Here is a 13994-nt window from a genome sequence, read left to right as displayed (position 1 = left end):
TAGGTGTAGCTCCTTTTTCTTTTCATTCGGGAACAAGTCAAAGATCAAAAAATAAAGTGTCTCACAGAGCAAATAAAAAGCTTAAAACACTTTTCCATATGGCTGCCTTGTCAGCAATAAAAATGAAGGGTGAGCCCAGGGATTATTTTGAAAGAAAAATAGCAGAAGGAAAGAACAAAATGACTGTTGTTAATGCTGTAAGAGCAAAATTAATTAACAGGATCTTCGCCTTAATTAGAGAAAACAGGCAATATGAAAAATCCCTTAATTTAACCTTGGTTTATCCATAAGAATATCGGGATTGCGTCCTTCGCGTGAAACATAAAAGTAAATTTGTTCTTCTGCCTCTTGTTTGTTATGTCTGCCTCCAGAATACCTCCCAAAAATGCTATTTTTAGAACATCTTATTTTACATCCTTAAGCCAATGGAAGAATTAATCACCTGGAAAGATTTTGAAAAAGTGGAAATGCGGGTAGGAACCATTATTGAAGTCAATGATTTTCCTGAAGCACGTAATCCCGCTTATCAGCTAATAATAGACTTCGGTCCGGAGATCGGAATCCTAAAGTCTTCGGCACAGATCACCAAACGCTATTCAAAAAATGACCTTTTAGACAAGCAGGTCATTGCGGTAATCAATTTTCCGAAGAAACAGATCGCGAACTTTATGAGTGAATGCCTGGTCCTGGGTTCTGTTGGTGCCGGAAATGATATTGTGCTGCTTCAACCTGAAGCAAAAGTGGAAAACGGATTGAGAGTAGGCTGATTTCACTTCAGTTTTTTAACTTTGCAGCGTGAAAATTTTAGCTGTCTTATTAGCTCTCCTGGTTTTGGTTTTGAATGGCATTCCATGTTGTGCAGATGACTGTGAGCGTGAAAATCCCATTGAACATCAGGAAAAGAACACTCACAGCAATGAACTTTGTTCTCCTTTTCTAAGCTGCGGTACTTGTAATGCCGTGGTATTTCAGGAAGAGCCTTCAGAAATGCCTTTTTTGGAACCTGTTATTTCCAGGGAGTTTTCTAAGGCTGAAATAGGACTGCTTTCCGAATTTACTTTCCGAATCTGGCAGCCTCCAAAGAATAGCTAATCACCTCCGGGGGATTATTCCCAATGCTATTTTTTTAAAAACAAAATTAAAATCATGAAACAAAATATTCTTTTGTTGCTGGCCTTTGTCTTCTGTGGACTGGCAGCAAACGCACAGGACGTGCTGAAAATTAAAGTTATAGACGCCGAAACCAATCAACCTCTCTATGGTGCTAATGCCTTCGTCAAGGGGACTACGATTGGTGCCACGGCAAATGAAGAAGGAGTGATCAGCCTGGAAAATATTCCCGAAGGGATTCAGATCATACTTGTAAGTTATGTGGGTTTCGCCACTCAGGAACTCAGCATGGAATTTCCTCTTGCCGAAGAGAAATTTGTTACAGTAAAACTCGCTCATGAAGGGGAGCATATGGATGAAGTGATCATTTCTGCCACCCGTTCCCGCCGCACTATTGCCGATCTTCCCACCCGGGTTGAGGTAATCTCCGGCGAAGAACTTGGGGAAAAGGGAAATATGAAGCCCGGCGATATCCGCATGCTGCTTAATGAGACCACAGGGATCCAGACCCAGCAAACTTCAGCCACTTCATATAATTCCAGTATTCGAATTCAGGGGTTGGACGGGAAATACACACAACTTCTTAAAGATGGTTATCCATTGTATTCCGGATTTTCCGGCGGATTGAGTCTGCTGCAAATCGTGCCGCTCGATCTGCAACAGGTGGAAGTGGTCAAGGGAGCTTCTTCGACACTTTATGGAGGAGGTGCCATCGCCGGACTGGTTAACCTGGTATCCAAAACTCCGGGAGAGGAAAGGGAGTTGAACTTTCTGCTGAATGGAACTTCGGCTCTTGGCCTTGACGTGAGCGGATTTTATTCCGATACCTTCGGAAAGTTTGGAACCACAGTTTTTGCTTCTTATAACTACAGTGATCCTTATGATCCTGCAGATATTGATTTAACCGCTATTCCTGAAGTAAATCGGGTTACCGTAAACCCCAGATTGTTTTATTATCCTTCCAAAGATGCTACCCTGGAGTTGGGAGTGAACGCCGTTATTGAAGAAAGAACAGGCGGAAATATTGCCTTTTTGGAAGGTGAGGATGTAGCAGATCCATATTTTGAAAGGAACAACACCGAAAGGATCACCACCCGTGCCGGTTATACCCAGCTCTACGAAAACGGAGGTTCTCTGAATATAAAAAACAGCTTCAGCTTTTTCGAAAGAAAAATTGAGATCCCCGATTTTACATTTTCAGGAGATCAGCTGGCTTCTTTTACTGAAGCTGCCTATAATTTTGGAGATCACGATTTAGAATGGGTGGCAGGACTGAATATAGTTTCTGATAAATTTACCCAGGATCCTTTAGGTACTTCTGAAGTGGTAGATTATAATCACATCACCTATGGGGCTTTTCTTCAGAATAACTGGCGGATTTCTCCCATGTTTAGCCTGGAAAGCGGATTACGGACCGATTACCAGAATGAGTACGGTTGGTTTGTGCTGCCAAGGATGTCGGCTATGATCGAATTTTCTGATGCCTGGACGATGAGGCTGGGTGGCGGACTCGGCTACAAAACGCCGACCATCTTCACTGAAGATGCTGAAAGAATACAATTCCGAAACGTGCGTCCTATAAATGTTTCTGAAACAGAAGCTGAGAGATCTTTCGGCGCAAATTTCGATATCAATTATCGTACAGATTTGTTTGAGGTCATTGACTTTAGCCTAAATACACTCTTTTTCTATACCCGTGTAAATGATCCTCTTATTTTAGGTCAGACTTTTGACAATGTGCCTATTCCCGTGTACGAATATCGTCAACCCAATGGCTACCTGGACACACAGGGAATGGAGGCCAATTTTCGTTTTTCTTACGGAAATTTCAAGCTGTTTACCGGTTATACTTTGGCCGATGTCAACCAGCATTACAACGGAGAAAGTTATGAAGCTCCTCTTGTGGCTCAGCACCGCCTGAATAATGTGCTGGTTTATGAAATTCACGATGAACTGGTGATAGGTCTGGAAGGATATTATTTTGGTCCGCAGAAGCTGGAAAACGGGGCAACAGGGCAGGATTACTGGATCTTCGGATTAATGACCGAAAAGAAGTGGGAGAATTTCTCTCTGTTCCTCAATTTTGAAAATTTCACCGACACCCGGCAAACCCGCTTTGACAGCATTTACACCGGTTCCATTTCCGATCCGCAGTTTAAAGATATTTATGCTCCCGTGGATGGTTTTGTGATCAATGGAGGGATAAAGATTAATCTCTAATTGTTGAAGGTTTCAGGTCCCACCCCATCCTGCGGCCACCCCTCCGAGGGAGGGGACTTTTCAAATGATGTTTTGGGTCTATTACCGGCCATTCTTTTAAAATAATATTTTTTGAAATGGAAGTTTGATGCTCAGTAAGATTTAACACTATTCATTATAAAAATCCTCAGCATCTTCTATCCCTGGGTTTAGTTTTTTCTACTAAACATTGTTCAATCAGTCCCCTCCTCCGGAGGGGTGCCTGTAAGGCGGGGTGGGCATTAACAAATATGAATTGCCTCCGGCTTCAGCCGGAGGATATAATGTGTGCTAAAGTCCGGGCTTTAGCACAAATGTCTTTTTATTCTCTTTAAAGGAGAGGGATAATAAATTCAGGTGCAAAACTCAAGATTAACTATAAATTATTCGTACTTCTAAAATCGTCCTTCTAACTTTACAATTATGGGAAACGAAAAATATAAAAAAAGACTCCACTACGCGCTGATCCTTAGCTTTATCACCATCGGCTACAATCTAATAGAGGGTATTGTTTCCACCTTCTTTGGAGCCAGTGACGAGACACTAGCGCTGTTCGGATTTGGCCTCGACAGTTTCGTGGAGGTATTATCCGGTGTGGGAATCGCTCATATGATCTACAGGATGAAAAGACATCCTGTTGTGGAACGCGATGGCTTTGAGGTGACGGCGCTAAAAGTGACCGGGACCGCTTTATACATTCTCGCTGCCGGACTAGTTGTAGGAGCTGTGCTTGCGATGATCAATCGTTCTGAACCCGAAACCACACTCGCCGGAATTATCATTGCCGGCCTGTCCATACTTACCATGTACTTTTTATACCGGGAGAAAATAAAGGTAGGAGAACAACTGGAGAGTGAGCCTATCATTTCTGACGCTAAATGCACCAAAACCTGTTTCTATCTTTCTTTTATTCTCCTTGCTTCCAGTCTTCTATATGAGCTCTGGCAAATTCCTTATGTGGATGCGCTCGGTAGTCTCGGGATCGCCTGGTATGCTTGGAAAGAAGGAAAAGAAGCCTTTGAAAATGCTAAGTTGAAGAGTTTGAGCTGTAGTAGTGATTGCTGTTAAAGAGTATAGAGTACAGAGAATTGAGTATTGAGAAATGGATTTGAAGAAATAAATGAATTGCCTCCGGCTTTAGCCGGAGAGTTATGGGATAATTGCAGCCCCCTTCAGGGGGTTGGGGGTAAATCACTCAAAATAATAGAGCTTCCAAAAATAACATTTTTGGAAGCTCTATTAATATTATCAGTCTAGATTCTAGACTCTAGCTTCTAGTCTCTTCTTAACCTACATTTCCTCCCCAAAAAACACTGCATTCATCAACAGCTTGTTAGTTCCATACCAGAAGGCTCTGAAGTTAGTATTGTCTGTAAACAGGATGACATTTCCTCTACCCATGCTGTTGTGTTTGAAGGGAACGGTGTTGCCCAGTAATTCCAGATTAGGCTTACTTATGTATCCTGCCTGCAAAGGCTGAGCTGTATATTTAATTGGATTCTTGTAGCTGACAGAATCAGCTTCTACAAAGATGGTGATCTCTAAAAAGAGAGACTTTATCATCTTTATATCCAAAGTTAATAGGGTGGGAGCGGTCCTGTTTTGCTTCAAAAATGGCGCCTCCAATTCCTTGTGCTCCTCTGAAATCACGTCGCTGCTCAAAAGTGACATTTTTCGCCTGCACTTCATTTTCCTTGAATTCCAGATCCATAAATTCATTTTTATCAAACCAGTTAGCAGCATTTTTGTAACCGATCAATGTACCGCCGTTGCGAACCCATTCCTTCAGTTTTTTAGCTTCATCTTTTCCTAATCCTCCTCCCCATTGGTTGGGTAAAATAATATCCGTGTATCTGCTGAGATCAGCTCGTGAAAAGCTGGAAAGATCGAGCTTTGTGATCTTCATGTCGTACTGCTGATCGAACAGATGCCATATCTCTCCGGCGTCATAAGGCGTGATTCCGCTGCCGACTAAAAGTGCGACTTTTTGCGGCTCCAGGGCGCGAAACTGGTTACTTCCCAGGTTGACTCCGCCGGTAAGGCCGGTATCGGCTGCCGAAATTTCTACGCCCGAATCTTCTGCTATGTTCTTTAAGAAGTCATAGATCTCTTCGGAGTTCATTTCCTGGTTTTGCGCCGGGATCATAATGGTTCCATAGTCGTATTTCCTGTTTCCAATGGAAAACTGCTGCATGGCAACTTTTGCTCGAAGATCTTTGTTCAGGATCTTATTGAGGGCTTTTGGAGCTTCATAGGAATGCCATTCCATAACATATGCGTATTCACTGCGCACAGGGGCAGGAGCAGATGGTTTAATAAGACTGTCTATAGCCTTGCCTGCATTCTTCATCGCTGCATTATCACTGTAATCGAGATTGAAAGCCAGCGGGAATGACCATGCAGAAATATCATAGAACAAGCTGTCCTGGAATTGCGTTCTGCGTTCAAACATCGCTTCCAGAAGACGCTGCTGTCTCTGATTTTTCGGAATCAGATAACTGCTTCCGGGTTTAAAGGTTTTTCCGTTAGATGTAAATTCCTCATTCACCTCATGGAGTTCCACCTGGTGGCGGTTGAGGATCTCTGCCAGCTTATAGGCTGTAACAGGATCTTTTGAATTTCCGAAGACATAGGCATTCTTCCCGGCTTCTTTACGGGCATTATTGAAGAAGTTTCGCTGGTAATCCAGGAGCTTTACCCGCATTTGCTTTCCGGCTTCAAGCGTGGAGAGAGCTGCAGTAAATTGATTTCTAATGGTAAAAGGGAAGGTAAGAATTCCATTATCGGTTTCCTGCGCATGACCGCGGGAGCTTCCCTGTTCAAACAGAATTCCGATGCTTCCCTGAATGTCAGGGAAAGTAGAACCTTTTCCGTAGTAAAAGTCATCGTAGTTTTCTTCACTGTAATACAAGGATCCTATCCCATCAAGAGCAGAAGCATGATAAGTTCCTATTTCCCTTGTTAATTCCTGATTTAAAGACGGGGTGAGGGGATGGGTGCGGGATGGTATTCCCGGCTGAAAGAAAAATGATGCATTGGAGCCCATTTCATGGTGATCTGTCAGGATATTTGGATACCACTTGTGAAAAGTTTCTATTCTTGCACGACTTTCCGGTAATTGCACCGGAAGCCAGTCCCTGTTCATATCAAACCAGTAGTGGTTAGTACGCCCGCCTGGCCATACTTCACTGTACTCCCTGTCCTGGGGATCGGGATTGATATTTTTGCTCTTGTTGGTATTGGCCCAGTAGGCGAATCGCTGAAGTCCGTCAGGATTAAAAACCGGATCAAAAAGAATAACAGTGTTTTCCAACAGCTTATTTATTTTTTCACCTTCGGCGGCTGCGAGGTAGTAAGCGGCTAAAATTGCAGCGTTCGCTCCGCTGGCTTCGTTTCCGTGAATGGAAAATCCCTGATTTACGACCAGGGGCATTTCGGTTGTATTAAGTTTTTCAGATCCTGCTTCGGTAAGAGCTACATGTTGCTTCCGGATCTCCTCAAGATTTTGGTGATTTGCTTCCGAAGTAATGGTCAATAGCACCAGTGGCCTTCCTTCATAGGTGCTCCCCCGGTTTTCCATTGTGATCCTTGGAGAGGCTTCGGCTAAAGCTCTCATATAATTGAGGATCTGGTCGTGACTTGCATGCCACTCTCCGGGAATATATCCAAGAATATCCTGGGGTTTTGGTATCTCCTCGTTGTATTTAACGTCTTGCGGAAGATAGTAGGAAAGGCTAAGCTCTTCCTGAGCAAAAATTTGTGAGCTGAACAGAAAGGCAAGTGTAAATATAATAAATTTCATAAATGGAATTTTTGGAGCCCTAATATAAAAAAACCGCCCCGATTGATCGGGACGGTTTTATAGGTCATGTAATTTTTTATTTATATGTCGTCAAAACTAATGTCTGTAAAGGCAGCGGCAGACGGGGTAGCAGTAGCTTCAGCTTTCGGCTTCTCATCTTCCTCATATTCCTTCTTGAAATTCTTTTGATGACGTTCGCTGATCACTTCTTCTCCTTTTTCATCGAGAATATAATCTGTCATTTCCTGGAGAATTTCATTAAAACCGGCAAAATCTTCTTTATAAAGGTAGATCTTGTGCTTCTTGTAGTGGAAGGACCCGTCTTCATTTGTGAATTTTTTACTCTCGGTAATCGTCAGGTAGTAATCGTTTGCCTTAGTCGCCCTTACATCAAAGAAATAGGTGCGTCTACCGGCTCTCAAGACCTTGGAAAAAATCTCTTCTTTTTCAATCGTTCCATTGTCGCTCATAATCAATTTATCTTTTACGGTTTGTAAATCATAGGTTCAAAATTCTAAAAAAAATTAACATTCTACAACAAATTTTTACATTTCTTTTTCACTTAGCTGTTTTAGGTACAGCTCTTTGTAATAGCCCTCTGTTCCAAGAAGTTGCTGGTGAGTACCGCGTTGAACGATCTTTCCATCTTCCAGAATGATGATTTTATCGGCATTTTTTACTGATGAGATCCTGTGGCTAACAAGAATTGTAGTCTTATTTTTGCTGATCCTGAAGAGGTTATTTAAAATTTCTTCTTCGGTTTCTGTGTCTACTGCGGAAAGAGAATCATCAAAAAGCAGGATCTTTGGGTCGTGGACTATGGCCCGAGCTATTGACACGCGCTGTTTTTGCCCCCCCGAAAGAGTGATTCCCCGCTCTCCCAGTACTGTATCGTATCCTTTGCTGAAGCCTTGAATATTTCGATGAACTGCAGCATTTTTAGCGGCTGTGATGATCTCCTCATCTGTAGCATCAGCTTTACCGAATTTAATATTGTTTCTAATAGAATCACTAAACAGGAAGGCATCCTGTGGCACATAACCAATGCTTTCCCGTACCTCCTTGAGATTCATTTTTTGAATGTTCTTACCGTCAATCGTAATCTCCCCCTGCGTTACATCGTATAGTCTTCCTATTAGTTCAAGGATCGTGGATTTTCCGGAACCTGTTTTCCCTATTATTGCCAGGGTTTCCCCGCTTTCCACTTCAAAAGAAACGTTTTTAAGAGCAGTAATGTGAGTGTCTTCATAAGTAAAGCTTACATTTTTAAAAGCAATGGAACCCTGTACATCTTCCTTTTGGGTAGTGGGATTTTGAATTTGAGGTACCTCTTTAAGGAATTCGTTAATACGTTTTTGGGAAGCTTCAGCCTGTTGGACTATTGAGGTAACCCAACCTACCGTAGCCACAGGCCAGGTCAGCATATTCACGTATAATAAAAATTCAACAATTACTCCCAGGTTATCAATTTCCCCTGTGATAAATTTTCTTCCGCCTATATAGATCACCAGGATATTACTGGCCCCGATCAAGAGGATCATTAAAGGGAAAAAGAAAGCCTGAACTTTCACAAGGTCAATATTCTTATCCTTGCTTTCGTTAGAGAGCTGCACAAAACCTGTGTTGGTTTGAGGCTCCAGGCTATATGATTTTATGACTGAGATCCCACTAAATGTTTCCTGTGTGAAGGTATTGAGTTTTGATAAATATTGCTGAACGATCGTACTCCTTTTATTAATTGCCACACTTAATTTATAGATAGCAAAAGAGAGGATGGGAAGTGGAGCAATAGCATAGAGGGTTAGTTCCGGAGCCTGCAAAAACATGTACGGGATAACCACTATGAAAAGAATTCCGGTTTGGACACTGTACATAAAAGCGGGACCGGCGTACATACGAACTTTCGACACATCTTCACTAATCCGGTTCATGAGATCCCCGGTACGGTTCTTTTTGTAAAAATTCAGAGAGAGATCCTGATATTTTTGATAGACCTCATTTTTAAGATCGTATTCAATATGCCTGGAAACTACTATGATGGCTTGTCGCATGAGAAATGTAAAGAGTCCGGCAAGCAGAGTAGCTCCTAAAATGAGTAAAATATTGTTCATTAATTCAGATCGCAGGGCAGCTTCTGAAGTGATCTCGCCATTGATCCATTTTTCAATGGCACTTGTGGACTCTCCGATAAAACGCGGAGTGAGGATTGCAAAGATTCTTGCAATGATGGTAATAATGACACCGCCAGTTAGATGCCATTTATATTTTAGGAAGTACTTATTTAAATGCTTTAATTCCTTCATGCAAATTTTACAGCTGCAGAATTCCTAATTTGACAATTTTGCTGCAGCAAAGTGTTTTGAAAATGAAATATTATCTATTTTTGCCTCATAAAATTTCGATTAACGAAATCTACAAATCTCAAAATCTATGACAGTGGATGTTCTAAAGGCAAATGAACTTAAAAAAGCCGCTCCGGTCTTTGGGCAGCTTTCTTTTGATGACCATGAGCAAGTGGTTTTTTGCAACGACAAAGATACAGGTTTAAAGGCAATTATTGGAATCCATAACACAGTTTTAGGTCCGGCACTGGGTGGTACCAGGATGTGGAATTACAATTCTGAATGGGATGCCTTGAATGATGTATTGCGTCTATCCCGTGGGATGACCTTTAAAAGTGCCGTTACCGGTCTCAATCTAGGAGGAGGTAAAGCGGTGATCATTGGGGATGCCAAAACTCAGAAAACGCCGGAACTGATGCGAAAGTTTGGTGAATTTGTTCACTCGTTAAGCGGAAAATATATTACTGCCGAAGATGTGGGAATGGAAACAGCCGATATGGATACCGTACGCGAGGTGACACCTTACGTAACAGGTATTTCTGAAGATAAAGGTGGCGCCGGAAATCCTTCTCCTGTAACTGCTTATGGAGTTTATATGGGAATGAAAGCCGCGGCAAAATTCAGGTTTGGGAATGATGACCTGCAGGGAAGATCTGTACTTGTAGAGGGAATTGGCCATGTGGGAGAATCTCTTGTCGCTTATCTGGCTAAAGAAGGTGCAAAAATTTTCATTAGTGACATCAATGAAGCAAAACTTCAGCAGGTAAAAGAAATTTATAATGCTGAAATTTTTTCCGGAGATGTATATGCTGCCAATGTAGATATCTATTCCCCCTGTGCCCTTGGAGCAACTATTAATGACAATACCATTGAGCGTCTTCGCGCCGTAATTATCGCAGGAGCTGCTAATAACCAATTGGCGGATGATACCAGGCACGGAATCGTACTTCGGGAAAAAGGGATTGTCTATGCACCGGATTTCCTAATCAATGCCGGCGGAATAATCAATGTATACGCCGAATTGGAAGGCTACGGAAGAAAAGAGATCATGGAAAAGACGGAGAATATCTATAATACCACTCTGGAGATCCTTAATTCGGCCGAAGCAAATGATATCTCAACTCATGAAGCTGCACTTAAAGTAGCGCAGCAGCGTATAGCCGATAGAAAAAATAAGAAATAACCCCAGCGGTTTTTTAATTAAATAGTATTTTTGCCGGGCGAAAGGAAAACCTTTCGCCCTAATTTTTTAAAGTTCTTTTACAGTTATGTTGACCAGAAGACATATCCGGGTTAAAGTAATGCAGTCTTTGTATGCGTATTCCCAAAGTGAAAACGACAATCTCAAAACAGAAGAAAAATTTCTTCTAAAAAGTATGGATGAGATGTACGACCTGTATCTTTTAATGCTGGATCTATTTGTGAAGATAAGAGACCATGCAGAGGATTACCTGGAAAAATCTCAGCAAAAACATCTTCCTTCCATGGAAGAAGTTGACCCCAATAAGAAATTTATTAATAATGAAGTGATTGCGCTCCTAAAGGAGAACGACAGCCTCCAAAATGCACTGGAAGCCCGTAAACTTAACAATTGGAGTCATGACAATGAGTATGTAGAGATATTGTGGTCGGAGATCAGGAAAAGTGAAATTTTTGAAGATTATATGGCCACCCGAACTTCCACTTTTAAAGAAGATAAAGAATTTGTTCTGGCGATCTTCAGAGAGATCATTGCACCCAATGAAAAACTTTATGATTACCTGGAGGATAAGAAGATCACCTGGGTTGATGATTTACCTCTGGTAAATACAGCAATTGTAAAAATGCTTCAGAAATCGGTATCTGGGAAACAGCAGGCTTTGACCCGCTTGTTCAAGAGTTCAGATGACAAGGATTACGCAGTAGAGCTTTTCAGAAAAACGCTTTTAAATGATGAAAGTCTGGCGGCAGAGATGGAGGGGAAAACTCCTAACTGGGACAAGGAGCGTATTGCCGATCTTGATACGATTTTGATCAAGATGGCCATCTGTGAATTCCTTAAGTTCACATCCATACCTGTAAAGGTCACTATTAACGAATATTTAGAAATTGCCAAAGAATACAGTACACCTAAAAGTAGTATTTTTATCAATGGTATCCTTGATAAGCTCTCAAAGGAGTACAAGGATAATGGCAAACTGAACAAAATTGGAAGGGGCTTGATGTAATCCTCCAATTTTTCTTAATTTTAACCTCTTTAAATTTAAATTGTAAATCATGAAAAAAGGAATTTTATTAATGGCATTGATTGCTGCGTTTAATTTTACCTCCTGTAAGGAAGACGCATCAAACAAAGTAAAAGCAGAAAACGTTGAAGAAGCAGCAATGCGTGATTCACAGGATGTAGTATATCCGGCGATTACATTTGACAAGACCGAGCACGACTTTGGTACCATTCAACAGAATGAGAACGTGGAGCACACCTTCACTTTTACAAACACAGGGAAAGCTCCTTTGGTGATCACTAATGCGACCAGCTCTTGTGGTTGTACTGTTCCTACATGGACCAAGGATCCAATTGCTCCGGGAGAAACTGGAGAGATGTTGGTAAAGTTCAATGGAACGGGTCAAAATCAGGTTACTAAAACAGTTAATATTACTGCCAATACAGAGAGCGGTAAAGAACAATTAAAAATTAAAGCTTTTGTAGAGCCTAAGGCACAGTCGTAAGCCTAAGCAAAAGCAACAAAATTATCTATGGATCAATTAGCCCAGTTTGCCCCAATTATTTTAATGTTCCTTGTAGTGTATTTTTTTATGATACGCCCACAAATGAAACGTGCGAAGCAGGAAAAGCAATTCGCCTCTGAACTTAAAAGAGGAGATCGTATTGTAACCAAAAGCGGAATGCACGGTAAAATAATTGATTTCAGTGATAAACAGAATGCAGTAATTATTGAAACCGGAGCCGGAAAGATCACTTTTGACAGGTCATCCATTTCTATGGAAATGAGCCGAAAGCTGAACGAACCAGCGAAGGAAACCAAATAGCATCCTTAGGGATCGACAATAAAAAAGCCTCATGCCACCGCGTGAGGCTTTTTTATTGCAGCAAACCTGCAGGGTCTTTTTAAAACCTACCAGGTTTCCAAAACCTGTTAGGTTTGATTACCGAACCACCCGGACGTTTGTCTGCACCAACCCTGCCAGCGGTTAAAAACCCTGGCAGCGGTTTTGAGGATTGTCTTCCTAAACAACGTCAACTCCTCGTAATTCATTACAGCGATTTTGTTTGTGTTTTAGCCACCGATGCACGGATGATTTCTTGTTCAATCTACAACCGAGTCGACCTTTGAAATGAACTGATAGGCCAGATATCTGAATTGCAATTTAAAAAAGGCTGGAGGCCGTCAATAATTTAGCCGGAGCAGCGTTCCGGAATTATATTTCCCAAAGACCATCAGCCTGTAAGGCTGAGATCTTTTTTAACCTGAAGTCGCATAAACCTAACAGTTCCAAAACCTGTTAGGTTTGATTACCGAACCACCCCGACGTTTGTCTGCGCCAACCCTGCCAGCGGTTAAAAACCCTGGCAGCGGTTTTGAGGATTGTCTTTCACAACCCTGCCAGCGCTTAACAAGCCTGGCAGCGGTTTAGGAACTGTCTTTGTCAAGAACCTGTCCGGGCGTCAAGCCGCTGACAGGATTGCTCCGGAAGATTATTAGAACCCTTTCAGGGTTTCGAACCTGAAAGGGTTCTAACAATTCTTATACTTATCATGTAAGCCCTTTCCCTCCTTGACCATGGGAATGATCTTTTCCAGGCGACTTTTTCTTGTATTTTCTCTTTTTGCCTCATTCACATGCTCACAATATTCCCGTTGTTTTCCCGGAGAGAGATTGTCAAAGGCAACCTCGAAAGCCGGATCTTCAGAAAAAGCAGCTGCAATTTCTGCCGGTACTTTTATTTTTTTTGCTTTAACCGGCTTAATCTCCTTGCCATCTTTTTGATTCCGGATTGCTTCGAGCACATATTTTTTCAATTCCTTCAAGGGGATCTCTTCCCCACGCTCAAATCTTACCTGTCGTAAAGCCTTTGTCTTTCCTTCCTGCGCATTCTCCAGAAGAGCTGTATTTTTTTCTAATAATGCTCCGTTATAAAACCACATCGAGCAGTGATTCTTAAAGGCGGCAATGGATAACACGTTTTTACCGTCAACAGTATATACAGGGGCACCCCATTTGATGGTTTCCTCCACATCTGTACTCAGGATCATTTCCCGCAATTCACGTAGTTCCTTTTCCCAGGAAGGATGAGCCACTATGTATTGTTCTGCAGATTGGATGGCCATGGCTTGGTGAATGGTTAATTAGTTAATAGTGATTGGTTAATTGGTGATTGGTTAATTCGTTAATTCGGGATTCGTTAATTCGTTAATTCGGTAATTTGGATCCTTAAACCACAACCACTTTAAAATTTAAGGTCAACACCTAAACCCAAACACGCCACTCGCAACCCGCAAC

At 41.8% G+C, this 13994-nt stretch carries 12 protein-coding genes and 1 pseudogene; 9 read left to right on the top strand and 4 right to left on the bottom strand.

What is annotated here, in order from left to right; translation table 11 throughout:
* The 5 genes from G564_RS0111365 to G564_RS0111340 all read left to right on the top strand — a co-directional run.
* Nucleotides 1–290, top strand: a 290-nt coding sequence (locus G564_RS0111365) for a transposase (protein ID WP_029037768.1), incomplete at its 5' end; no start/stop codon positions are given.
* A 135-nt stretch (nt 291–425) separates the two neighbouring features.
* Nucleotides 426–767, top strand: coding sequence for a tRNA-binding protein (locus tag G564_RS0111360; RefSeq protein ID WP_029037767.1), 342 nt, complete (start codon nt 426–428; stop codon nt 765–767).
* Nucleotides 768–795: 28 nt separating this feature from the next.
* On the top strand, nt 796–1092 hold the full coding sequence (locus tag G564_RS0111355) for a DUF6660 family protein (RefSeq protein ID WP_037373909.1): 297 nt from the start codon (nt 796–798) through the stop codon (nt 1090–1092).
* Nucleotides 1093–1146: 54 nt separating this feature from the next.
* The gene (locus tag G564_RS0111350) at nt 1147–3330 is read left to right on the top strand and encodes a TonB-dependent receptor (protein ID WP_029037765.1); all 2184 of its coding nucleotides are present in this window, start codon (nt 1147–1149) and stop codon (nt 3328–3330) included.
* Between the two features lie 441 nt (nt 3331–3771).
* The gene (locus G564_RS0111340; protein ID WP_029037764.1) at nt 3772–4416 is read left to right on the top strand and encodes a cation transporter; all 645 of its coding nucleotides are present in this window, start codon (nt 3772–3774) and stop codon (nt 4414–4416) included.
* Between the two features lie 222 nt (nt 4417–4638).
* Here G564_RS0111340 and G564_RS19150 read toward each other — a convergent pair.
* From G564_RS19150 to G564_RS0111325, 3 genes and pseudogenes are all read right to left on the bottom strand, one after another.
* Nucleotides 4639–7150, bottom strand: a pseudogene (locus G564_RS19150) (M14 family metallopeptidase).
* Nucleotides 7151–7230: 80 nt separating this feature from the next.
* A complete protein-coding gene (locus G564_RS0111330) occupies nt 7231–7620 on the bottom strand; it encodes a PUR family DNA/RNA-binding protein (protein ID WP_029037763.1) in 390 nt (129 codons plus the stop codon).
* A 75-nt stretch (nt 7621–7695) separates the two neighbouring features.
* A complete protein-coding gene (locus G564_RS0111325; RefSeq protein WP_029037762.1) occupies nt 7696–9453 on the bottom strand; it encodes an ABC transporter ATP-binding protein in 1758 nt (585 codons plus the stop codon).
* 127 nt (nt 9454–9580) lie between these two features.
* Here G564_RS0111325 and G564_RS0111320 point away from each other — a divergent pair, with 127 nt between their 5' ends.
* From G564_RS0111320 to yajC, 4 genes are all read left to right on the top strand, one after another.
* Nucleotides 9581–10675, top strand: a complete 1095-nt coding sequence (locus G564_RS0111320) for a Glu/Leu/Phe/Val family dehydrogenase (protein WP_029037761.1) — start codon at nt 9581–9583, stop codon at nt 10673–10675.
* 85 nt (nt 10676–10760) lie between these two features.
* On the top strand, nt 10761–11699 hold the full coding sequence (locus tag G564_RS0111315; RefSeq protein ID WP_029037760.1) for a transcription antitermination protein NusB: 939 nt from the start codon (nt 10761–10763) through the stop codon (nt 11697–11699).
* Nucleotides 11700–11748: 49 nt separating this feature from the next.
* Complete coding sequence (locus tag G564_RS0111310; RefSeq protein WP_029037759.1) at nt 11749–12201, top strand: DUF1573 domain-containing protein; 453 nt, start codon at nt 11749–11751, stop codon at nt 12199–12201.
* A 27-nt stretch (nt 12202–12228) separates the two neighbouring features.
* Nucleotides 12229–12522 carry a preprotein translocase subunit YajC gene (yajC, locus tag G564_RS0111305; RefSeq protein WP_029037758.1) on the top strand — a complete coding sequence of 98 codons (294 nt, stop codon included), beginning with the start codon at nt 12229–12231 and terminating at the stop codon, nt 12520–12522.
* 706 nt (nt 12523–13228) lie between these two features.
* Here the strand turns inward: yajC and G564_RS0111300 are convergent.
* Nucleotides 13229–13822, bottom strand: coding sequence for a YdeI/OmpD-associated family protein (locus G564_RS0111300; protein WP_029037757.1), 594 nt, complete (start codon nt 13820–13822; stop codon nt 13229–13231).
* Nucleotides 13823–13994 lie beyond the last annotated feature (172 nt).

This window comes from Salinimicrobium xinjiangense DSM 19287 (assembly GCF_000423585.1).
GTDB classification, from domain to species: Bacteria; Bacteroidota; Bacteroidia; order Flavobacteriales; family Flavobacteriaceae; genus Salinimicrobium; species Salinimicrobium xinjiangense.
The sequence above is the reverse complement of the archived record's forward strand: the minus strand, read 5'-3'. Positions and strand labels throughout refer to the sequence as shown.